General features: G+C 52.7%; 21 protein-coding genes. 7 read left to right on the top strand and 14 right to left on the bottom strand.

Features of this window, described 5'->3' with window-relative positions:
* The first annotated feature begins 109 nt into the window (after nucleotides 1-109).
* Together metG and On2M_RS07545 are read left to right on the top strand one after the other, a co-directional pair.
* Nucleotides 110-2143, top strand: a complete 2034-nt coding sequence (gene metG, locus On2M_RS07550; RefSeq protein WP_151224718.1) for a methionine--tRNA ligase — start codon at nucleotides 110-112, stop codon at nucleotides 2141-2143.
* A gap of 163 nt (nucleotides 2144-2306) precedes the next feature.
* Nucleotides 2307-2765, top strand: a complete 459-nt coding sequence (locus tag On2M_RS07545) for a YehR family lipoprotein (RefSeq protein WP_187253397.1) — start codon at nucleotides 2307-2309, stop codon at nucleotides 2763-2765.
* A gap of 42 nt (nucleotides 2766-2807) precedes the next feature.
* On the opposite strand, the gene On2M_RS07540 is transcribed toward On2M_RS07545, so the two are convergent.
* Genes On2M_RS07540 through On2M_RS07530 form a run of 3 tightly spaced genes read right to left on the bottom strand, consistent with a single transcriptional unit; the run spans nucleotide 2808 to nucleotide 5726 of the window.
* Nucleotides 2808-3278: a DUF1456 family protein gene (locus tag On2M_RS07540; RefSeq protein WP_003027346.1), complete on the bottom strand. Its 471-nt coding sequence runs from the start codon at nucleotides 3276-3278 to the stop codon at nucleotides 2808-2810.
* Nucleotides 3279-3324: 46 nt separating this feature from the next.
* Nucleotides 3325-4044: a two-component system response regulator BtsR gene (btsR, locus tag On2M_RS07535; RefSeq protein WP_103770480.1), complete on the bottom strand. Its 720-nt coding sequence runs from the start codon at nucleotides 4042-4044 to the stop codon at nucleotides 3325-3327.
* Nucleotides 4041-5726: a sensor histidine kinase gene (locus tag On2M_RS07530; protein ID WP_151219809.1), complete on the bottom strand. Its 1686-nt coding sequence runs from the start codon at nucleotides 5724-5726 to the stop codon at nucleotides 4041-4043. The genes btsR and On2M_RS07530 overlap by 4 nt, the downstream gene beginning before the upstream one ends.
* Nucleotides 5727-5951: 225 nt before the next feature.
* On the opposite strand from On2M_RS07530, the gene mlrA reads away from it, so the two are divergent.
* Together mlrA and On2M_RS07520 are read left to right on the top strand one after the other, a co-directional pair.
* Nucleotides 5952-6683 (top strand): HTH-type transcriptional regulator MlrA, encoded by a 732-nt coding sequence (gene mlrA / locus On2M_RS07525; protein WP_151219810.1) that lies wholly within the window; start codon nucleotides 5952-5954, stop codon nucleotides 6681-6683.
* 74 nt (nucleotides 6684-6757) lie between these two features.
* Nucleotides 6758-6865: a protein YohO gene (locus On2M_RS07520; protein WP_151219811.1), complete on the top strand. Its 108-nt coding sequence runs from the start codon at nucleotides 6758-6760 to the stop codon at nucleotides 6863-6865.
* On the opposite strand, the gene On2M_RS07515 is transcribed toward On2M_RS07520, so the two are convergent.
* From On2M_RS07515 to bglX, 5 genes are all read right to left on the bottom strand, one after another.
* Nucleotides 6846-7577, bottom strand: coding sequence for an ABC transporter permease (locus On2M_RS07515; protein WP_187258709.1), 732 nt, complete (start codon nucleotides 7575-7577; stop codon nucleotides 6846-6848). The genes On2M_RS07520 and On2M_RS07515 overlap by 20 nt on opposite strands.
* Nucleotides 7561-8508 carry an ABC transporter ATP-binding protein gene (locus On2M_RS07510; protein WP_210904573.1) on the bottom strand — a complete coding sequence of 316 codons (948 nt, stop codon included), beginning with the start codon at nucleotides 8506-8508 and terminating at the stop codon, nucleotides 7561-7563. Before On2M_RS07510 ends, On2M_RS07515 begins: the two co-directional genes overlap by 17 nt.
* Nucleotides 8501-9667 (bottom strand): ABC transporter permease, encoded by a 1167-nt coding sequence (locus On2M_RS07505; protein WP_278237814.1) that lies wholly within the window; start codon nucleotides 9665-9667, stop codon nucleotides 8501-8503. Before On2M_RS07505 ends, On2M_RS07510 begins: the two co-directional genes overlap by 8 nt.
* 15 nt (nucleotides 9668-9682) lie before the next feature.
* A complete protein-coding gene (locus tag On2M_RS07500; protein WP_210904572.1) occupies nucleotides 9683-10600 on the bottom strand; it encodes an ABC transporter substrate-binding protein in 918 nt (305 codons plus the stop codon).
* Between the two features lie 225 nt (nucleotides 10601-10825).
* The gene (bglX, locus tag On2M_RS07495; RefSeq protein ID WP_210904571.1) at nucleotides 10826-13123 is read right to left on the bottom strand and encodes a beta-glucosidase BglX; all 2298 of its coding nucleotides are present in this window, start codon (nucleotides 13121-13123) and stop codon (nucleotides 10826-10828) included.
* A 232-nt stretch (nucleotides 13124-13355) separates the two neighbouring features.
* On the opposite strand from bglX, the gene dld reads away from it, so the two are divergent.
* Entirely contained in the window at nucleotides 13356-15065 is a 1710-nt protein-coding gene (gene dld / locus On2M_RS07490; RefSeq protein ID WP_210904570.1) for a D-lactate dehydrogenase, read from the top strand.
* Between the two features lie 99 nt (nucleotides 15066-15164).
* On the opposite strand, the gene pbpG is transcribed toward dld, so the two are convergent.
* Together pbpG and On2M_RS07480 are read right to left on the bottom strand one after the other, a co-directional pair.
* Complete coding sequence (gene pbpG / locus On2M_RS07485; RefSeq protein ID WP_151219817.1) at nucleotides 15165-16112, bottom strand: D-alanyl-D-alanine endopeptidase; 948 nt, start codon at nucleotides 16110-16112, stop codon at nucleotides 15165-15167.
* A gap of 180 nt (nucleotides 16113-16292) precedes the next feature.
* Nucleotides 16293-16880, bottom strand: coding sequence for a Yip1 family protein (locus On2M_RS07480; RefSeq protein ID WP_151219818.1), 588 nt, complete (start codon nucleotides 16878-16880; stop codon nucleotides 16293-16295).
* Between the two features lie 164 nt (nucleotides 16881-17044).
* On the opposite strand from On2M_RS07480, the gene On2M_RS07475 reads away from it, so the two are divergent.
* Complete coding sequence (locus tag On2M_RS07475; protein ID WP_151219819.1) at nucleotides 17045-17617, top strand: DedA family protein; 573 nt, start codon at nucleotides 17045-17047, stop codon at nucleotides 17615-17617.
* A 24-nt stretch (nucleotides 17618-17641) separates the two neighbouring features.
* Here On2M_RS07475 and mdtQ read toward each other — a convergent pair whose 3' ends face one another.
* Nucleotides 17642-19081, bottom strand: a complete 1440-nt coding sequence (mdtQ, locus tag On2M_RS07470; RefSeq protein ID WP_210904569.1) for a multidrug resistance outer membrane protein MdtQ — start codon at nucleotides 19079-19081, stop codon at nucleotides 17642-17644.
* 169 nt (nucleotides 19082-19250) lie between these two features.
* Between mdtQ and On2M_RS07465 the strand changes: the two genes are divergently transcribed.
* Complete coding sequence (locus On2M_RS07465; protein ID WP_151219820.1) at nucleotides 19251-19985, top strand: class I SAM-dependent methyltransferase; 735 nt, start codon at nucleotides 19251-19253, stop codon at nucleotides 19983-19985.
* A gap of 183 nt (nucleotides 19986-20168) precedes the next feature.
* Here On2M_RS07465 and dusC read toward each other — a convergent pair whose 3' ends face one another.
* The 3 genes from dusC to maiA all read right to left on the bottom strand — a co-directional run bounded on the left by dusC (nucleotide 20169) and on the right by maiA (nucleotide 23033).
* Nucleotides 20169-21119 (bottom strand): tRNA dihydrouridine(16) synthase DusC, encoded by a 951-nt coding sequence (gene dusC / locus On2M_RS07460; protein ID WP_151219821.1) that lies wholly within the window; start codon nucleotides 21117-21119, stop codon nucleotides 20169-20171.
* A gap of 61 nt (nucleotides 21120-21180) precedes the next feature.
* Nucleotides 21181-22374, bottom strand: coding sequence for a 3-hydroxybenzoate 6-monooxygenase (locus On2M_RS07455; RefSeq protein WP_151219822.1), 1194 nt, complete (start codon nucleotides 22372-22374; stop codon nucleotides 21181-21183).
* Nucleotides 22375-22388: 14 nt separating this feature from the next.
* Nucleotides 22389-23033, bottom strand: a complete 645-nt coding sequence (gene maiA, locus On2M_RS07450; RefSeq protein WP_210904568.1) for a maleylacetoacetate isomerase — start codon at nucleotides 23031-23033, stop codon at nucleotides 22389-22391.
* Nucleotides 23034-23041 lie beyond the last annotated feature (8 nt).

Here is a 23041-nt window from a genome sequence, read left to right as displayed (position 1 = left end):
ACGGCAACAATTATTCATTTACGGATAAATGCCCTTATCGCTTGGCGCAGTAATTACCATTTTGGTACTATCAAAGCCCTTTTCACTACAAAAGAAGTAATTGCCTACTATGACTCAAGTCGCGAAGAAAATTCTGGTAACGTGCGCGCTGCCGTACGCCAACGGCTCTATCCACCTCGGCCATATGCTGGAGCACATCCAGGCTGATGTCTGGGTCCGTTACCAGCGAATGCGCGGCCACCAGGTTAACTTCATCTGCGCAGACGACGCACACGGTACGCCAATCATGCTGAAAGCGCAGCAGCTTGGGGTCACGCCAGAGCAGATGATCGGTGAAATGAGTCAGGAGCATCAGACTGATTTTGCGGGTTTTGACATCAGCTATGACAACTACCACTCTACGCACAGCGAAGAGAACCGTGAATTGTCTGAGCTGATTTACACACGTCTGAAGGAGAACGGTTTTATTAAGAACCGTACTATCTCCCAGCTTTACGATCCAGAAAAAGGCATGTTCCTGCCGGATCGTTTCGTTAAAGGCACCTGCCCGAAATGTAAATCTCCGGATCAGTACGGCGATAACTGTGAAGTGTGCGGCGCAACCTACAGCCCTACCGAGCTTATCGAGCCGAAATCTGTGGTTTCTGGCGCGACGCCGGAAATGCGTGACTCCGAACACTTCTTCTTTGACCTGCCGTCATTCAGCGAAATGTTGCAGGCGTGGACACGCAGCGGTGCGTTGCAGGAGCAAGTGGCGAACAAAATGCAGGAATGGTTCGAATCCGGCCTGCAGCAGTGGGATATTTCCCGCGATTCCCCGTACTTCGGTTTTGAAATCCCGAACGCGCCCGGCAAGTACTTCTACGTCTGGCTGGATGCGCCAATCGGCTATATGGGCTCGTTCAAAAACCTGTGCGACAAGCGCGGCGACACGACCAGCTTTGATGAGTACTGGAAGAAGGATTCCGACGCCGAGCTGTATCACTTCATCGGTAAGGATATCGTCTACTTCCACAGCCTGTTCTGGCCTGCCATGCTGGAAGGCAGTAACTTCCGTAAGCCGACTAACCTGTTCGTTCACGGGTATGTGACGGTAAACGGCGCGAAGATGTCTAAATCTCGCGGCACTTTCATTAAGGCCAGCACCTGGCTGAAGCACTTTGACGCCGACAGCCTGCGCTACTACTACACGGCGAAGCTTTCTTCACGTATTGATGATATCGACCTGAACCTGGAAGATTTTGTCCAGCGCGTCAACGCTGATATCGTCAACAAAGTGGTCAACCTGGCGTCCCGTAACGCGGGCTTTATCAGTAAGCGCTTTGACGGCGTGCTGGCGGCTGAACTGGCCGATCCTGCGCTGTATAAAACCTTTACAGACGCTGCAGTGGTGATTGGTGAAGCGTGGGAAAACCGTGAATTCGGTAAAGCAATCCGCGAAATCATGGCGCTGGCCGACGTAGCTAACCGCTACGTTGACGAACAGGCTCCGTGGGTCGTGGCTAAACAGGAAGGCCGTGACGCCGACCTGCAGGCAATTTGCTCCATGGGCATTAACCTGTTCCGCGTCCTGATGACCTGGCTGAAGCCGGTACTGCCGACGCTTGCTGAACGTGTCGAAGCATTCCTCAACAGCGAACTGACCTGGGATGGCATCGAACAACCGCTGCTCGGTCATAAAGTCAACACCTTTAAGGCGCTCTACAACCGCATCGACATGAAACAAGTTGAAGCGCTGGTTGAGGCGTCGAAAGAAGAAGTGAAAGCCGCTGCCGCACCGGTAACCGGCCCACTGGCGGATGATCCAATTCAGGAAACCATCACTTTTGACGATTTCGCCAAAGTTGATCTGCGCGTGGCGCTGATTGAAAACGCAGAGTTCGTGGAAGGTTCCGATAAACTGCTGCGCCTGACGCTGGATCTCGGCGGCGAGAAGCGCAACGTTTTCTCTGGTATTCGTTCTGCTTATCCGGATCCGCAGACCCTGATTGGGCGTCAGACCATTATGGTTGCCAACCTGGCTCCTCGTAAGATGCGCTTCGGCATTTCTGAAGGGATGGTGATGGCAGCAGGTCCTGGTGGGAAAGATATCTTCCTGTTAAGCCCGGATGAAGGTGCAAAACCAGGCCAACAGGTGAAGTAAGTTAGAAACAACAAGCGCTGCAACCGCAGCGCTTTTTTTTATTGCATCAATTCTTCCCCTAATCTGAAATTCTCCCCTGCTCCATTTCCGGACTGCTCAGCCACTGCTATTCGCCTTATTCTATCTCTCACTGGTATTCGATATTCATAAAATGGAGTTTTACATGAAAGCGTTGCAAAAATTTGTTTCTCTCGCTGTTGCGTCGATTGTTGTTTTTTTCCTGGCGGGATGTGGTGATAAAGAAGAAACGAAAACATTCAATGCCAATCTTAACGGTTCTGATATCACCGTTTCTTACACGTATAAAGGTGATAAGGTCCTGAAGCAAATCTCTGAAAGTAAAATCAGCTATGCGTCAGTCGGTGCCAGCAATAAAGAAGAAGCAGCAATAGTATTCAACGCGTTAAGCACCAAATATCAAAACATTACTGGTATAGAAGAAAAACTTACCTATTCAGATACCTACGCGCAAGAAAATGTCACTATCGATATGGAAAAAGTTGATATAAAAGCGTTGCAGGCCATTTCAGGAATTAAACTATCTGAAAACGCCGATAAAAACATCAGCATGAAGCAAATGCAAACGGTAATGGAATCGGCGGGTTTTAAAGAAGTGAAGTAAAGCATCGGCGACCCGATTTTGAACGTGGTCGCCAGCGCTGCTTTACGCTTTCTTTTTATGCTCTCGCGACGTTAAACCACGCAGGAAATAACGCAGGAACTGATCGCCGCATTCGCGATAATTCTTATGGTCCGGTGCGCGCATCATAGCGGTAATTTCCGGCATCGACACACGGAATTTCTGCTCGGTCATAATCGCCAGAATATCATCGGTTTTCAGCGAAAAGGCGATACGCAGCTTTTTCAGCACCGTATTGTTATTAACACGACGCTCAAGCGCCAGTTCCGGCGCAGAATCATCTTTGCCGCGCAGATGATAAATCAGACCGTTTAAAAAACCGGAAAGAATGATATCCGGGCAGCGAACAAACCCGTCTTCATCTTCTTTTGTCGTCCAGGTATCGAAATTTGCGGAGATGGATTCCATGTCAGCAAGCGCAAGAATACGCACCATGTCGTTATTGTTCGCTTTCAGGGTGTAGCGCAGGCTACGAAGAATATCGTTACTTAGCATAGAGCCTTCAACTGTCGGTGATGCAATGGCGCGCAGTGTATCAGTTTTACAGTCCAATCGCCTCTTTTAGACTTTTAAGATAACGACGACTTACCGGAACCGTCAGACCGTTACGTAAAATCAACTCGGCCTGGCCATTGTCTTCCAGGCGTATCTCCTGTAATTGCGCCATATTCACCAGGTATTGTCGATGACAGCGCAACAGCGGCGTGCGACTCTCCAGCGTCCTGAGTGTAAGCTCGGTAAAGCCTTCTTTGCCGTCGCTGCTGGTCACATACACGCCACTCATACGGCTGCTGATAAACGCCACGTCATCCATTTGCAGTAAATAAATTCGGCTGTGGCCGCTGCACGGAATAAATTTCAGCGCCTGTTGATTCTCTGGCAGTAGCGAAACATCCTGTTTCGTGCGTTCCTGACGCAAACGGCTCAGCGTTTTTTCCAGCCGCGCCTCTTCAATCGGCTTGAGAAGATAATCAAACGCGTGTTCTTCAAATGCTTTCACCGCATATTCATCAAAAGCGGTCAGGAAAACAATGTACGGGCGATGCTCGGGATCAAGCATGCCAACCATTTCCAGACCGCTGATACGCGGCATCTGAATATCAAGGAACAGGACATCCGGACGCAGTTTATGTACCGCGCCGATGGCTTCCACCGCATTCGAACATTCGCCGACAATCTCGATGTCGCTTTGCTCTTGCAACAGGATCCGCAGATTCTCCCGCGCTAACGGTTCGTCATCGACAATCAGCACTTTGATCATGCCAGTTCCTCCAGAGGAAGTCGTAAAGTGATTCGGGTAAAGCGGTCAGGTTCACACGCTACGCTGATGCCAAAATCATCGCCAAACCGCTCGCGCAGTCGTTTATCAACCAGACTCATACCCAATCCGCTGGCCTCAGACGTTGGCTGATACAACCCGGCATTATCTTCAATATCCAGCATCAGATACTGTCCTTCGCGACGGGCGGTAATCGACACTTCCCCGGTATCCAGCAGCTGAGAGGTACCGTGCTTGATAGCATTCTCCACAATAGGTTGTAGGGTAAAGGCGGGTAATTGCTGATACGAAAGCGCATCCGGCACCGTCAAAGTTACCTGCAGGCGCGACTGAAACCGTGCCTTTTCAATTTGCAAATAAGCGTTAACGTGTTCAATTTCATCGGCCAGCGTCACAATCTCCGATGGGCGTTTTAAGTTTTTGCGAAAGAACGTCGACAGATACTGCACCAGTTGGCTGGCCTGCTCGCTATCACGTCGGATCACGGCTTTGATCGTGTTGAGCGCATTAAACAGAAAATGGGGATTCACCTGCGCATGCAGTAGTTTGATTTCCGACTGCGTGAGCATCGCTTTTTGCCGCTCATACTGCCCGGCCAGTATCTGCGCCGAAAGCAGTTGGGCGATCCCTTCCCCCAACGTGCGGTTGATCGAGCTAAAGAGACGGTTTTTGGCCTCATACAATTTGATGGTCCCCATCACCCTCTGGTTCTCTCCCCGCAAAGGGATCACTAGCGTCGAGCCTAATTTGCATTGCGGATGCAAAGAGCAGCGATAAGGGACTTCATTGCCGTCGGCATAAACCACCTCTCCGGTTTCAATCGCCCTCTGAGTGTACGAGGAAGAGATAGGTTTACCCGGCAGATGATGGTCGTCACCGATACCGGTAAACGCCAGCAGCTTCTCGCGGTCGGTAATCGCCACGGCACCGATGTCCAGCTCTTCATACAGCACCTGAGCGACTTTCATGCTGTTAACCTCGTTGAAGCCCTGGCGCAAAATCCCTTCCGTTGAGGCGGCAACTTTGAGCGCGGTGGCGGAAAAAGCCGAAGTATATTTTTCAAACATCGCTCGTTTATCGAGCAAAATACGCATAAACAAGGCCGCGCCCACGGTATTCGTCACCATCATCGGCGCGGCGATATTGCTGACCAGTCGATAGGCATCATCAAACGGCCGGGCGATTAATAAGATGATCAACATCTGCACCAGTTCGGCGACAAAAGTTATGGCACCCGCCGTCAACGGGCTGAAGACTTTATCGGTACGGCCACGGCGGGTAAGCACGCTATGCACCAGCCCGCCAAGCAAACCTTCCACAATGGTCGAAATCATGCAGCTAAGTGCCGTCATTCCGCCCATCGAATAACGATGCAAACCGCCGGTCAGGCCAACTAAACCGCCGACCACCGGGCCGCCAAGCAACCCGCCCATTACAGCGCCAATAGCGCGAGTGTTCGCAATGGAGTCATCAATGTGCAGCCCGAAATAGGTGCCCAAAATGCAGAAAATGGAAAAGGTAACGTAGCAAAGCAGTTTGTGCGGCAACCGGATAGTCACCTGCATCAGCGGAATAAACAAACGCGTTTTGCTCATGAGCCACGCGATAACGAGAAACACGCACATCTGCTGAAGCAGCAGCAACACCAGATTAAACTCGTACATACCCGCCAACCACACATCACTTAAAAGCGCGTAACATACATGGGCTGCGCGTAACTTTCTTTGAAGTGTTGCAAAAAAAAAGGAATTTGTGAGAACGATCACTCGAAAGCGCGAGCATGGCTACAAACCCACCCATTTATTGATCAAAAAACAGCCAAAACTACCTGGTTCGCAAAAGAGCGTCTAAAGTAAAACTGGGACCTCGCAAGCATAAGTGAGACAACGATGGCGCTTTACACAATAGGTGAAGTGGCTTTGCTTTGTGATATCAACCCTGTCACTTTACGCGCGTGGCAGAGGCGTTACGGATTACTGAAACCGCAGCGGACAGATGGCGGGCATCGCCTGTTCAACGACGCGGATATCGACCGGATCCGTGAGATAAAACGCTGGATCAACAATGGCGTTCAGGTCAGTAAGGTAAAAACGTTGCTCAGCAATGAAAATATTGATGTGCATAACGGCTGGCGCGAACAACAAGAGACGCTGTTGAGCTATTTGCAAAGTAGTAATCTGCACAGCCTCAGAATGTGGATCAAAGAGCGTGGTCAGGATTATCCCGCACAAACGCTCAACACCCATTTATTCATTCCGTTACGCCGACGTCTGCAATGTCAGCAGCCGATCCTCCAGGCGTTACTGGGGATCCTCGACGGCGTCCTCATTAATTACATCGCGATTTGTCTGGCTTCGGCACGCAAGAAACAGGGCAAAGATGCCCTGGTTGTCGGCTGGAATATTCATGATACCACCCGCTTATGGTTGGAGGGGTGGGTCGCCAGCCAGCAGGGATGGCGCGTTGACGTCCTCGCCCACTCACTGAACCAATTGCGACCAGAGCTGTTTGCAGGCCGCACCTTACTTATCTGGTGCGGCGAAAGCCAAACGCCCGCTCAGGAGCAACAGTTAAGCGAATGGCGCGCGTTAGGTCACGATATTTATCCACTCGGTATTTAGAGCCTACTGGGATAAGCTCTTAATATTTTATTAACAAAAGTGTACAATCCTTAGATTCACATAAGGAGTGCATAATGAACGCAGCTAAAATCGGTGTCATCACCCTCTTCCTGCTGATGGCCATCGGCGGTATCGGCGGTGTCATGCTGGCAGGTTACACATTCATTTTACGTGCAGGGTAAGGCAGCTCGCTAATCGTTCAAATCCGCGGTCGACAATTACCGCCGCCAGCGCGACCAGCAGCGCTCCCTGAATCACATAGGCGGTATTGAACCCGCTAAGCCCGATGATAATCGGCGTGCCCAGCGTATTTGCCCCGACGGTTGAAGCTATCGTTGCGGTGCCAATATTAATAATGACCGACGTGCGAATGCCCGCCAGAATAACCGGTGCCGCCAGCGGCAACTCCACTTTACGCAGCCGCTGCCCCTGACTCATGCCCATTCCACTGGCGATATCCATCACGCTGGAAGAAATGCCGCCAAGTCCCGCCAGAGTTGCCTGTAAGATCGGTAATACCCCATACAGGATCAGCGCAATAATTGCAGGCTCAGGACCAAACCCCATCACCGGTACGGCGATAGCCAGCACAGCGACCGGAGGAAATGTCTGCCCCACGGCGGCAATGGTTTCCACTATCGGCCTGAATTCCGTGCCCCAGGGTCGGGTTACCGCAATACCCGCCCCAACGCCAATCAATACGGCGATAAGGCTTGAGATCCCCACCAGAGAAAAATGGGCCAGCGCCAACGCCATAAAACTTTCCTGCTGATACACGGGGCGCGGCAACGCTGGGAACAGCGAACTAAACAGGGCCTGACTATGAGGCAACCCCACCAACAGGATCAGGAACACGACAATAAGCCATAGCAGCGGATCAGCAAGACGTTTCACGGGTCGGCATCTCCGAAAGCAAATCGCGAAAATGAAGCGTACCGCAGGACAATCCCTGCGTGGTCACGACCGGCAATACGTCGCAGCCCCGCGCCACAAACACCGACAACGCATCACGAAGCGTCATTTCATCCACCAGCGGCTCGCCGTCCGAGTGTTCGCCGCGACGGATAAAATCACCTACCGTACGCAACGACAACAGCCGTACGCCCAGTTCACTGCGGCCAAAAAAAGTTTGCACGAAATCATTCGCTGGCGCGGTCAGCATCGACAGCGGTGTACCTTGCTGGACAACCTTTCCAGCATCCATCAGGACCAGATGCTCAGCCAGCCTTAGCGCCTCGTCGATATCATGCGTCACTAACACAATAGTACGCCCCAGCAAACGGTGAATACGCGTCATCTCCTGCTGTAGCGCACCACGGGTGACAGGATCCAGCGCGCCAAAAGGCTCATCCATCAGTAGTACCTGCGGATCTGCCGCCAACGCGCGCGCAACCCCGACCCGTTGCTGCTGTCCGCCGGAAAGCTGATGCGGATAACGGTGACGCAAATTCGCCTCAAGGCCCAGCAGGGCCATCAGTTCATCTGTGCGGTCATCAATACGTGAGCGCGACCACTTTTGCAGCTGCGGTACGGTGGCGATGTTCTGCGCGACGGTCCAATGGGGAAACAAACCAATAGACTGAATCGCGTACCCCATGCGCCGCCTTAGCTCCAGCACCGGCAGGCTACGAATTTCTTCTCCGGCAAAACGGATCTGCCCACTGTCGTGCTCAACCAGTCGGTTAATCATCTTCAGCGTGGTGGACTTCCCCGAACCTGACGTACCGATTAACACCGAAAAGCTGCCCTCCCCTAACTGCAGGTTAAGGTCATCGACGGCTTTTTGCTGACCATAGATTTTACTGACGTGACGAAATTCAATCATTATTCGATACCTTTAGCAGCGCGAGCCCTAAATCAAACAGCGCATCAATCAACACTGCCAAGACAACAACCGGGATCACACCCAACAGCACTAAATCAACGGCGCTACTGAGCAATCCCTGAAAGACCAGGGTGCCAAATCCCCCTGCGCCAATCAGCGCGGCTATCACGGCCATCCCCACCGTCTGGACCATCACCACGCGCAAACTGCGTAAGAAGACCGGCAGCGCCAGGGGAAATTGCACTGAGATAAACCGCTGACGCGTGCTCATCCCCATCGCCCGGGCGCTTTCCAGCACATCGCGCGGAACCTGATTCAGGCCAGCAACGACGCCACGAACCAGCGGTAACAGCGCATACAACACCAACGCAATAAGCGCAGGCGTCAGACCGGTTCCGGCAACACCGAGCGAGCCCAATACGGGAAAGTGCTTCACCAGCCCGGCCAGCGGCGCAATTAACAGGCCAAACAGCGCGACGGAGGGAATGGTCTGGATGATGTTCAGTAGTGCGAAAACTGGCCCCTGGCGGGCGACGGAAAAAGCACACCAGACGCCCAGCGGCACGCCAATAAGCAACGCGGGCACCACGGTTGCGAACAGAATCGTCAAATGTTGCGCCAGCGCATCGTTAAAGACGTCCTGACGGTTGGCATACTCTTTAAGCAGAGAAAGATCGTTAAGCGTGCCGGAGAACAAAAGCACCAGCGGCACAATGAATATTTGCGCATGCAGCACCCAACGCCACAGCGCCTTAGCGGTGATGCGACGAATAGCGTCACTGGCGGCCAGCAGCATCAGCCCCACGCCTAACCAGAACCCGCTGCCCAGGCTGGTTCTGGCCAGCGGACTACCCGTCTTCGCCAGATACGTTGCCGTTGTACCTGCGGTTACCAGCGCGGCAATCACCAACAGTTGGCAAACGATAAGCGCCAATATATTGCCGGACCTTCCCGGTACAACGCTCAACACACACAGCAGCAAACACGCCACCGCCAATCCCCATGTCGTGTAGGAGCTGATATCCCAGAGTTGACGACCTTCGCCGGACACCAGGCGATTGGGAGCATAGCTAATAAAAGGAAGCGCTGCCGCCGCGAAAGTAAGAAGCACCAGCAGCAACAGCACCCGATTGACTGAAAAATTCGACAAAACACCCACCCGCTGCAGACGCCGTTACTTAACCCATCCTTTTTGCTTCAGGTAATCTGATGCGACTTTTTTCGCATCCAGTCCCTCCACGGCAATGCTGGCATTCAGCTGTTGCAACGTTTTTTCATCCAGGCTGGCAAATACCGGTTGCAGCCATTCTCCCATTTGCGGGTAGTCCTTCAGCACCGATTCACGCACGACGGGCGCTGGCGCATAAATGGGCTGGACGCCTTTTGGATCGCTCAATGTTTGCAAACCCAACGCCGCAACCGGACCATCGGTGCCATAGGCCATCGCCGCATTGACCCCTGAGGTCTGCTGCGCCGCTGCTTTAATCGTCACCGCGGTATCCCCTCCCGCCAGCGACAGCAGCTGATTCTGATTCAGTTTAAAATCATAGGCTTTTTCAAACGCAGGCAGCGCGTCAGCCCGCTCGATGAATTCCGCAGAGGCGGCAAGTTTGAACGTCCCTCCCTCTTTCAGGTAGCGGCCTAAATCAGCAAGGGACTCAAGTTTGTTCTTTTGCGCGACATCCTGACGTACCGCAATGGTCCACGTGTTGTTGGCGGGGGCAGGCGTTAGCCAGACCAGTTTATTTTTCTCAGCGTCCAGCTTTTTCACTTTTTCATAACCAGCGCTGGCATTTTTCCACGCCGGATCATTTTCATCTTTAAAAAAGAATGCCCCATTGCCGGTGTATTCCGGATAAATATCCAGCTCACCAGAGGTAATTGCCCCACGCACCACCGGAGTAGTCCCCAGCTGCACTTTATTGACGGTTTTCACGCCATGGCTTTCGAGCACCTGCAAAATAATATTGCCGAGCAGCGCGCCTTCGGTATCTATTTTTGAACCGACCGTGACGGGTGACGCGGCCTGTAAGGGCATGCTCACCACCGCTAACAACGCCAGCGAACCCACCCAAACTTTTGAGATTATCATGCAGCTCTCCTCATTCTTTTACGGCTCCTTTCAGAGACTTGAGGAAAAAGCATAGTCGAAAAATCAGGCATTAACCTGGCAATTGGGTAATAACGCTGAGAGATATTCTCGGTAAGGCGATCATAAAATAAAAAAATCCGGCAAACCCAAAGTGAATTTGCCGGATGATCTGATTTTGCAGGCCCGATAAGTGTATCCATCAGGCATGATGCGTGGCGTTATTAATTACAGCAGTTCAAACTCGCCCTGCTTCACTCTGGCGGAATCCACGCCGATAAAGACGTTAAACTTGCCCGGTTCTGCATCGTATTGCATACGCTGATTCCAGAACTTCAGCGCTTCAATGTCGATCGGGAAGCTGACTGTCTGGGTTTCGCCCGGCTTAAGATTCACTTTCTCAAAACCTTTCAGCTGTTTTACCGGACGACTCATGGAAGCGGTCACGTCCTGTAAATACATCTGAATCACCGTCGCACCTTCGCGCTTCCCGGTGTTGGTCACCTGCACGCTGGCCGTCACGGTCCCGTCACGTTTCATCGTTGGAGAAGAAAGCTTCACATCAGAAACCGTGAACGTGGTGTAGCTCAGGCCATAGCCAAAGGGATACAACGGACCATTCGCTTCATCAAAGTAGCGCGATGTGTACTTGTTCGGCTTTTCCGCATTATACGGGCGTCCAGTATTAAGATGGCTGTAATAGACCGGGATCTGTCCGACAGAGCGCGGGAAAGACATCGGCAGCTTACCTGACGGGTTGTAATCGCCAAACAGCACATCGGCGATGGCGTTACCGCCTTCAGTCCCGGCAAACCAGGTTTCGAGGATCGCATCGGCCTGTTGATCTTCTTTAACCAACGCCAACGGACGTCCGTTCATCAGCACCAGAACCAGCGGTTTACCCGTTGCTTTGAGGGCGGCAATCAGGTCACGCTGACTCTGTGGAATAGTGATATCGGTGCGGCTGGAGGCTTCATGCGCCATGCCCTGCGCTTCGCCGACCACCGCAACCACCACGTCAGACTGCTTCGCGGCGTTCACGGCTTCATCGATCATCGCCTGCGGCGAGCGAGGATCAACCTTCACTGCCTCTTCATACAGGTTGAGGAAATCGACAATGCCTTTGTCGTTGGTGATATTCGCCCCTTTGGCGTACACCACTTTCCCCTGCTCGCCGAGGGCATTTTTAATTCCCGTCAGCACTGTTACTGACTGTTCGGCAACACCGGCAGCGGACCAACTGCCCATAACATCACGCTTGCTATCGGCCAGCGGACCGACGACTGCTACGGTGGCGGATTTTTTCAGCGGCAAGGTTTCCAAACGGTTTTTCAGCAGCACCAGGCTTTCACGCGCCACTTCACGCGCCTCTTTGCGATGCAAACGGCTTTCCGCGTTGGTGTCCTGTGGGTCAGACTCTTTAGCCCCCAGATGGCTGTACGGATCGTTAAACAGCCCCATATCATATTTTACGTTCAGCACATGACGCGCGGCGTCGTCCAGCTCCGCCATCGTCACTTTGCCTGACTTAATCAACCCCGGCAGGTATTTGCTGTAATACTCATCGCTCATACTCATGTTGATACCGGACTTGATCGCCACGCGCACCGCGTCCTCAGGATCGGCAGCGGCACCGTGCTTAATCAGTTCCTTAATCGCACCGTGATCGGAAACGGTGATGCCCTTAAAGCCCCACTCATCGCGCAGCACGTCTTTTAACAGCCAGGCATCCGACGTCGCCGGTGTACCGTTCAGCGAATTAAGACCCACCATTACCGCACCGCTACCGGCGTCCAGCCCGGCTTTGTACGGTGGCATATAATCATTGAACAGACGCTGCGGGCTCATATCGACGGTGTTGTATTCCTTCCCACCTTCAACCGCGCCATATGCGGCGAAGTGCTTGACGCTGGTCATTACCGAATACCTGTCTGCCGGGCTTTTCCCCTGCATCGCTTCCACCATGGTTTTGCCCATCGTGGCGGTCAAATAGGTATCTTCACCAAACCCTTCCGAGGCGCGCCCCCAGCGAGGATCGCGTGAGACATCGACCATCGGCGCCCAGGTCATATTCAGACCATCATCGGCAGCTTCATAGGCGGAAACCCGCCCCACGGTTCTGACCGCATCGAGATTAAAGGAGGATGCCAGACCGAGGCTTATCGGGAACACGGTACGCTGGCCGTGTAATACGTCGTAGGCAAAAAAGAGAGGAATTTTCAGGCGGCTAAGTTCCATCACCTGATCCTGCATTTTGCGGATATCCTGGCGCGTGACGGTGTTAAAAATTGCCCCAACCTGCCCGTCTTTGATCATCTCGCGGATGGCTTCTTTCGGGTTATCAGGCCCGACGCTTATCAAACGAAGTTGCCCAATTTTCTCATCCACGGTCATCTGTTTAAGTAAATCGGTAACGAAGGCATCCCGCGCTTCTGGCGTCAGTGGATGGTTACCAAACAGAGTGTCCGCCAACGCGGGCTGCAACGCCAGACTCACCGCGACACCTACAGAACATAGCCATTTCATGTTGATTCTCTCTTTATTTTTTCCCGACGGAGCAGCGAAAATATAACAAAAACCGCAGTTTGCCGTAAGACTAAACGGGAGTGATAAAGAAAGCTAAGGTTATTCTCCTAATTTTCAAAACCAGCGCAAATCATTAGAAGACGAACCAGAGACAATATGAATGAGAAAGCGTATTGTCATACAAAGCGCTATGCTTGTTCCTGATATTGAGTCCCACCACAAGGAGTGGAGAATGTCTTCCATTACAACCGATAATAAAGCTTTCCTTAATGAACTGACCCGTCTGGTGGGTCATTCTCACCTGCTTACTGAACCTGCTAAAACTGCCCGCTATCGCAAGGGATTCCGCTCCGGTCAGGGCGAAGCGCTCGCCGTTGTATTCCCGGGCTCGCTTTTAGAACTGTGGCGCGTCCTCAACGCTTGCGTCGCCGCAGATAAAATTGTCCTCATGCAGGCCGCCAATACCGGCCTGACCGAAGGATCTACGCCGAGCGGTAATGATTACGACCGCGAGATTGTCATTATCAGCACCCTGCGTCTGGATAAACTGCACGTCATCGGCAAAGGCGAACAGGTGCTGGCTTATCCCGGTACAACGCTGTATTCGCTGGAAAAGGCGCTCAAACCGTTTGGCCGTGAGCCGCATTCAGTGATCGGATCCTCCTGTATTGGCGCTTCGGTAATTGGCGGCATTTGCAACAACTCCGGCGGCTCGCTGGTACAACGCGGCCCGGCATACACCGAGATGTCGCTGTTTGCACGTATTGACGAACAGGGCAAATTGCAGTTGGTCAACCATCTGGGTATCGAGCTGGGCCAGACCCCGGAGCAGATCCTGAGCAAACTTGATGACGAACGGATTAAAGATGATGATGTCCGCCACGACGGGCGACACGCGCACGATCACGACTACGTCACCCGCGTCAGAGATATTGAGGCGGACACGCCAGCCCGCTATAACGCCGACCCGGATCGCTTGTTTGAATCATCCGGTTGTGCAGGTAAGCTCGCGGTTTTCGCCGTGCGTCTGGACACCTTCGAGGCCGAAAAAAATCAGCAGGTCTTTTACATCGGCACCAATCAGCCTGAGGTGCTAACGGAAATTCGCCGTCATATTCTGGCAAAATTTGAGCATCTGCCGGTCGCCGGTGAATACATGCACCGCGACATTTACGATATCGCAGAGCAATACGGCAAAGATACGTTTCTGATGATCGACAAGCTCGGCACCGACAAAATGCCGTTCTTCTTCACCCTGAAAGGCCGCACCGATGCGATGCTGGAAAAAGTGAAAATTTTCCGTCCGCACTTTACCGATCGCGCCATGCAGAAGTTTGGCCATTTGTTCCCCAGCCACTTACCGGCGCGCATGAAAAGCTGGCGCGATAAATACGAACATCACCTGCTGTTAAAAATGGCCGGTGGCGGCGTGGCTGAAGCACAAAACTGGCTCAGCGAGTATTTCAAAACCGCTGAAGGCGACTTCTTTGCCTGTACGCCGGAAGAAGGCAGCAAGGCATTTTTGCATCGTTTTGCGGCGGCTGGCGCGGCGATACGTTATCAGGCCGTGCATGCAGATGAAGTGGAAGATATTCTGGCGCTGGATATCGCGCTACGCCGTAACGACACCGAATGGTACGAGCATCTGCCGCCAGAGATCGACAGCCAGCTGGTGCACAAACTCTATTACGGTCACTTTATGTGTTACGTCTTCCATCAGGATTACATCGTGAAAAAAGGCGTGGATGCGCATGCGCTGAAAGAGCAGATGCTGGAACTCCTGCGCGAGCGCGGGGCGCAGTACCCGGCAGAGCATAACGTCGGGCATCTGTATCAGGCACCGGAAACCCTGACCCGTTTTTACCGTGAGAATGACCCGACCAATAGTATGAATCCGGGTATCGGTAAAACGAGTAAGCTGAAATACTGGAAAGAGTCGTAAACCGGGAAAAGATAAGCGCCCCCGGACATGTTGCCGGAGGCGCTTTGCTTGCCTGACCTACAGCAACATGAGTGCCATGTAGGCCAGATAGCGTCTTATTTAATCGTTTTGCGCGGTTTGCTCACCCGTCGCAGTACCTGCCGACGCCATCTGCGCCGCTTTTTGCTTTTTATAGCTCAGCGCCGCCGCCGGAACCGGCATTACCTTGCCCGTTTCGATCCAGGTACGTAAACGGCTGGCATCGGCAAAGTGGGTATATTTGCCAAAGGCATCCATCACCACCAGTGCAACCGGTTTGTTGTTAATCACCGTGCGCATCACCAGACAGTGGCCCGCCGCATTGGTAAACCCGGTTTTGGTTAACTGAATATTCCAGTTATCGCGGTATACCAGATGGTTGGTGTTACGAAACGGCAGCGTATACGCCGGGTTGGCAAATGTCGCCATATCTTCACGCGTCGTACTTAGCTGGCCAATCAGCGGATACTGTTTGCTGGCAATCAGCAGTTTGGTTAAATCACGGGCGGTCGAGACGTTATGGATCGATAACCCGGTGGGTTCCACAAAGCGTGTCTGGGTCATGCCCAGCGCTTTCGCTTTGGCATTCATGGCCTTGATAAACGCGTTATACCCGCCCGGGTAATGATGCGCCAGGCTCGCCGCCGCGCGGTTTTCTGATGACATCAGCGCCAGCAGCAGCATGTCTTTGCGGCTGATTTCACTGTTCAGTCGTACGCGAGAGTAAATGCCTTTCATCTCCGGCGTCTGGCTGATATCCACTTTCAACTTTTCATTCAGCGGCAGTCGCGCGTCAAGCACCACCATCGCCGTCATTAATTTGGTAATCGACGCAATCGGACGCACCAGGTCCGGGTGGTTCGAATAGATAACTTTGTTGGTATTCAGATCAACAATCATCGCGCTACCGGACGCTATCTCTGGTTGAGAAGCCGCTGCGGTAGTTGCCGTTTTCGCCACGGCTTGGGGTGCAAAAGGAACAGCCAGCACCAGGGCAAGGCTTAATAATGAAACTCGGAATTTCAGCATGATGAGATTTCTGATAATGGTTTACGCACGTCACAACGCACACCGCCAGAGATTAAGTATTATCTCAAGCTAGCTCAGGCATCATAGCGATCCGGCAGGTTTGCCGCCACAGGAGAATCGTCTCGAAATGCTGCGTTGCTGACTTTTACGGCAACAACGCAGCGCAGACAGGTTTATCCGTCAGAATAACCGATAGCCATAACCCCACAGGATCACCGTAATAGCCAGCAGAACCTCCAGTACCAGTACACCAATCGCCAGCGTCGAGCTGGAAAAGCTTAACCCTTCCTCGCGGGTGATATTCAGGAATGTCGGAATGCCGAGATAAAGTAGATAACCGGTGTAAAACAGCGCGATAGTTCCGACCAATGCGCACAGCCAGACCAGCGGATAAAGTGCGACCAGTCCGCTTAAAAATAGCGGCGTCGCGACATATCCAGCAAAGACCATACAATGTGCCAGCGACGGACGTTGCGAATAATTACGCGCCATCCACCAGATTACCCGGCCCATAACGGCGACGCCTGCCAGCATCACCCCGTAAAACAGAATTGCCATTGCAAATCCGGTCAACAGGGATAATTTCAGGACATTGCCATCGCCGAAACTCCAGCCAATTTGTGTGGTACCAATAAACGCGCAAATAACCGGGATTGCCGCCATCAGCAGTACATGATGGGTATAGTGATGCGAAACGCTTTCGTTTTCGCTGTTGATCACATGCATTTCACGATCGGGATGGGAAAACAGCCCCCAGACATGGTTCATACCGCCCCCTTCTTGCCAGCTCCGGACCTCAACAGTTCAAGTATAATTCAGCTTTGGATTAATTTTTGTACAACAACAAAAATGACGAACTGCTAATTCCACGCTTTTAAACCCAACGATGATTCACAGGGTGTATGCTTGATGTCAGGAGGTCATCCAGACGTATGGATATAAACAATCTTATTGCACATTACGGTTACGCCGCGTTGGTCATTGGCAGTTTGGCCGAAGGCGAAACCATTACCCTGCTGGGCGGCGTAGCGGCACATCAGGGGTTACTTAAATTTCCTTTGGTGGTTATCTCGGTGGCCCTGGGCGGGATGATTGGCGATCAATTGCTGTATCTGCTGGGGCGTCGTTACGGTGGCAAAATTTTGCGTCGTTTCTCAAAACATCGCGACAAAATCCGCCGGGCACAGAAAATGATCCAGCGCCGTCCCTATTTGTTCGTGATTGGTACCCGTTTTATGTACGGTTTTCGCGTGATCGGCCCATTGCTGATTGGCGCAAGCCATCTGCCGCCTAAAATTTTCCTGCCGTTGAATATTCTGGGAGCGCTGGCGTGGGCGCTGATATTTACCACGCTGGGCTATGTGGGAGGAGAAGTCATCGCGCCGTGGCTACACAATCTCGACCAACACATTAAGCATTGGATATGGCTGGTTCTGGTAATTGCGCTGGTAGTGGGCGCTCGGTGGTGGTTAAAAAAACGCAGCAGCAAAAGTACAGCCCGGTAGGGTGATATCTACCGGGCCGGTGCGTTACGACGCGTGGTAACCGCCCCCCAACGCGCTGGTCAACTGGATGGAAGCATCCAGCCACTGTCCCTGTAAAATCAGAGCATTACAATGTTCGCGTAGTGCTGGGATCTTTGCCTGACTGACCCGGGAACCGGCAATAATTCCGGCATTAAAGCGCGCCTGCGCCAGCCCCACTACGCGCTGCGCATCATGCTCAATCTGCTGCTGATGCTGATTCTTCTGCGCCAGGGTTGCCACTTGCGATACTGCACGCGCCACGTCATTCACCGCATCCACCACGGCTTTGTTGTAATTCGCCACCGTCAGGTTACTTTGCGCTTTCGTTATGTCGAGATTCGCGTTCAGCCTGCCGCTGTCAAAGATAGGCAGCGTCAGCCCGGCCGTTACGCCCAGTTGCTGCGCGGAATGACGGAAAAGATCACTCAGATGCAACGCATCCTGTTGTAAAAATGCCATCAGATTCACATCGGGATAAAACGCTGCTTTCGCGGCATCAATGCTGCTCAGGGATGATTCAATGTACCAGTGCGCCGCCTGTAAATCCGCTCGGCGAGCCAGCAACGAATAACCTAACCGGGGCGGGAGCTGACTTTCAACGGCGGGCAGCGTAGTTGAATGGAGCTTCAGGGCAGTAGACTGCGCGTTGGTTAGCGCGCTCAGCCGCGCTTCAATTACCTTCATTTTACCGCTGACATCGTTCAGCTGTTGTTCCGTCTTGCTGGAATCAATATCGGTTTCAACGCCTTCCACCGAAGACGTAATACCGTTTTGGTACAGCTGACGATCGACGGCAATGATATTCTTCTGCTCGGTTTCGATTTGCGTCAAAACGGTTTTCAGGGCTGCCTGCGTTTGCCATTCCCAGTACAGACGAGAGACGCCGCTCGCCAACAGTTGTCGGGTTTGTTCGCGCTCGGCTTCACGCGCCTTAACGACCCCAATACGCGCCGTCACTTCGGCCCTGTTTTTCCCCCACAGATCCAGATTCCAGCCTGCAGTTAATCCAAAGGTGCCGTTGGTGTACCACGGCCCTGTCGTCCCGGCAGCCGGATCGGTAAGCGCAAACGGCCCCATCAACCCTTCCGCGGACATTCTCTGACGTTCTACGTCCGCAGAGAAATCAATTTCCGGGCCATCCTGCGCCTCTACGGCCTTAGCCTGTGCCTCCGCCAGTTGAATACGTTGTTCCGCTACCTGCATATCTGGAGAATTTCGCAACGTGCTGTCAATCAACGCATTAAGCTGGGGATCGTGATATGCCTTCCACCATTGACTGTCCGGCCAGCCATTTTTTAACGCAGCAGGCAATGTAGTATCGGCATTCGTTGCTGGGGTCTGCTGTGCAAGAGACTGGCGATCATCATGCTTGGGCGCGCAGCCTGACATAAAAATAAAAAGCGGCAACAATGCCGTAGTAATAAAAAGGGAATTACGATTCATGGAGAGATACTGGTAAGAAAAGATGTGCAGAGATTACGACGTGTCGCTATTGCTTTTTTAGTTACGCGTGGCAATACACCTTTGGCAATAAAAATATATAATCAGAAAAATATAGGCCAAACAAATAAGATAGATTAATTAATTTTAATAATTTATAGATGGAGATATCATGTCACAGAATATCTATGACAACCCCGAGTTCTTTGCCGGATATGCCACACTGGATCGTTCAGTAAAAGGACTCGACGGCGCGCCAGAATGGCCGACAATACAAGCGATGCTCCCCGCTCTGCAGGGAAAAAATATACTCGATTTGGGCTGTGGATATGGCTGGTTTTGCCGCTACGCGCGCGATAACCATGCAGCCAGCGTAGTGGGGCTGGATATTTCACAAAAGATGTTAACCCAGGCGCAGAGTATGACACAGGGTGATGGCATCATCTATCAGCGTGAAGATCTTGAAACGCTTACCCTGTCACCGAATTCCTTTGACCTGGTTTACAGCTCGCTTGCCTTGCACTATTTGCGCGATATAGAGCGATTATTAGTAACGATTTACCAGTCGTTAACACCGGGAGGTATGTTGGTTTTCTCTGCCGAGCATCCCATTTATACCGCGCCGCTTAATCAGGGCTGGATAAAAGACAAAACCGGGCAACAATCCTGGCCGGTCAATCATTATCAGCAGGAAGGTGAGCGCATCAGTAACTGGTTCGCGGATGGCGTCATAAAGCAGCACCGTAAGCTGGCGACCTGGATTAATGCGCTGATTGCCGCCGGATTCGAAATCGTCTGTGTCGATGAATGGGGGCCGTCTGCAGAACAGATTGCTGAAAACCCGGCGCTGGATGAAGAAAAAGAGCGGCCAATGGTGTTTCTGCTCAGCGCACGTAAACCTGGGTAAGGTCATTACAGGAAGATTTCAGATGCTTTCCTATACTTAACCTGAACTCACCAAAAAGGAACGCTGATGAAAATCTTATTGTGGATTATTTTAATTATTTTTCTGATTGGGTTATTGGTGGTAACTGGCGTGTTTAAGATGATTTTTTAAAGAAACAGGCCACTCCGGTGGCCGCTTAATTTGTTAATGCAATTTAGCTATATCAATGGCCTGAATCGCGCGGGCGATATCCGGGGAATTGTTTAGCGCGCGAATTTCCTGAAACAGCGCGGTTGCCTCTGAATATTCTTTGCGCAAATACCCTAACCATTGCTTAATCCGCGCCACGTGATACAGCCCGGTATCCCCCTGCTTTTCAAGACGGGTATATTTTTGCAATAGTGTTACGACATCAGGCCACGGCATACGCGGCTCGTTATACTTCACTACCCGGCTCAGGTTAGGAATATTTAATGCTCCCCGACCGATCATCACCGCATCGCAGCCGGTGATAGCCATGCAATCCTGAGCACTTTGCCAGTTCCAGATTTCGCCATTCGCGATAACCGGAATGGTAAGCCGCTGGCGAATCTCACCGATCGCCTGCCAGTTGATATGTTCGGCCTTGTAACCCTGCTCCTTGGTTCGGCCATGCACCGCCAGCTCGCTGGCGCCAGCCTGCTGGACGGCATCAGCAATTTCAAACTGTCGATCGCTGTTGTCCCAGCCCAGACGCACTTTCACCGTCACGGGCAGGTGATCAGGAACCGCCTCGCGCATGGCTTTTGCTCCGCGGTAAATAAGCTCAGGATCCTTCAGCAACGTTGCGCCACCGCCGCTGCCGTTGACCAGTTTTGACGGACAACCGCAGTTCAGATCGACACCGTATGATCCCAGTTCTACCGCACGCGCCGCATTCTCCGCCAGCCACTGCGGGTATTGCCCCAACAGCTGTATGCGAACCTGCGTACCGGATGACGTGCGGCTATTGTTATGCAGTTCCGGGCAGAGTCGATGGAATACTTTTGCCGGCAGGAGCTGATCCACCACGCGCACAAACTCGGTGATGCACAGATCGTAATCATTCACTTCAGTCAGCAGCTCGCGCACCAGTGAGTCGAGCACGCCTTCCATCGGCGCCAGTAAAACACGCATATCGTCACCCGTAAAAAAAGAGGCGCTATGGTAGCGCCTCCGTTCGGGAGATTAAAGAGGCTCAACGTGGCAGCAGGCAGTTATCTTCTTTCCAGCCGTATAACCATTCCATTGCGCGATAAAATTCCGCCTGCGATTTGTCTTTCCATAACAGATTACGCACCTGACGCTCGACGCCTGCGGCGTGGTAAACACGCCCCATTTCGCGTGTTGACCAGACAATGCGTGCCGTGCGTGGAATACGCACCGACTCATACAAAGCAAAGGCATCAGCCGCATCACCGTCACACTGGTGTATCGCCCTACCGAGGGTGACGGCATCTTCCAGCGCCATACAGGCCCCCTGCGCCATATATTGCGCCACCGGATGCGCGGCGTCCCCTACCAGGGTAATTCGGTCACTACCCCATTTATCTACCGGTTCGCGGTCAGCGGTTGACCAGCGACGCCATGACGTTGGTTTATCCAGCATCTGACGCGGACGCGCATGGATCCCGGCAAAATAGGAGAGCACTTCCTCTTTACTGCCATCCTTCACGCCCCACTCTTCCTGCTGACGACTGTGGAAGGTCACCACCAGGTTGTATTGTTTACCGCCACGCAGTGGATAGTGCACCAGGTGACAATGCGGTCCGGCCCACAGCACCGGCGCGTTAATGCGCAAATCTTCCGGCATATCATCACAATCAATCACGGCACGATAAACGACGTGCCCGGTCACGCGTGGCGCATCGCCAATCAGATACTGACGAACAACCGACTTCACGCCGTCACAGCCCACCAGGATATCCGCCGTCCAGCTGTTGCCCTGCTCGTCAAAGACCGTTACGTCATCTTCTGTCTGGCGAATATCCACCACGTTAGTTGACGTGCGATACTCAACGTTGGGATGAACCAGCGCCGCTTCCCAGACGCTGGCGTGAATATCCACCCGATGGATAACCGCATAAGGACCGCCAAAGTGATCGCGAAACGCCTGCCCGGTTTCAATGCGTACCACCTCTTTGGCGTTTACCGCATCCATCATGGTGATGTGATCGGTAAAAACGGCACGCTGACGGGCGGCTTCCCCCACGCCGAGGCTATCCAGAGCAGAGAAGGCGTTCGGCCCGAGCTGAATACCCGCGCCAATTTCACCAATCTCGTGCGCTTTCTCCAGCAACATCACTTTAATGCCCTGACGGGCCAGCGATAGCGCGGTCGCCGCGCCGCCAATCCCACCACCCACGATAATTGCGCGTGTCACTTTAGCCATTGTCGTTCTCCTTATCAGGCTGGAATTTTGTCTTGTTGATTCTCAGGCGCGGCGGCGATAAACGCCGGAAGCTGGGTACAGGCATCATATACCGCCTGACAGCGCGGATATCCGCTCAGATCGCAACCCATCCGTAAGGCGTTTGCCCACTGCGGGATCAGACAGCAATCCGCCAGCGTCGGCGCGTCTCCCACGCAGAACGTCCCCGAGTGACTCTGGCGTAGCATCTGTTCCACCGCGCTTAACCCTTGCTGGATCCAGTGGGCATACCAGCGTTTTTTATCTTCTTCACTGACCTTTAGCTCTTCGCTCAGGTAGCGCAGCACCCGCATGTTATTCACGGGGTGGATATCACAGGCGATGGCATAAACAATTTCCAGCACCTTACTGCGCGCCGGGTAGCTAACAGGCAGCAGCGGCGACTGTGGAAAGTGATGATCCAGCCAGTCGGTTATCGCCAGCGACTGTCCGAGCGATTCGCCATCATCGGTGACCAACGTTGGCACCAGCCCCACCGGGTTCATCCGCCGGTAGGCCAGCGCGTTCTGCTGACCAATACGAATGTTGACACCAACCGTCTGGTAATCGAGCCCCTTCAGCGCCAGCGCAATACGCACGCGATATGACGCGGAGCTATTAAAGAAACTGTACAGCTTCATCATCCACC

Origin of the sequence: Citrobacter sp. On2M (assembly GCF_018035235.1) — a bacterium.
GTDB classification, from domain to species: Bacteria; Pseudomonadota; Gammaproteobacteria; order Enterobacterales; family Enterobacteriaceae; genus Citrobacter; species Citrobacter meridianamericanus.
The sequence above is the reverse complement of the archived record's forward strand: the minus strand, read 5'-3'. Positions and strand labels throughout refer to the sequence as shown.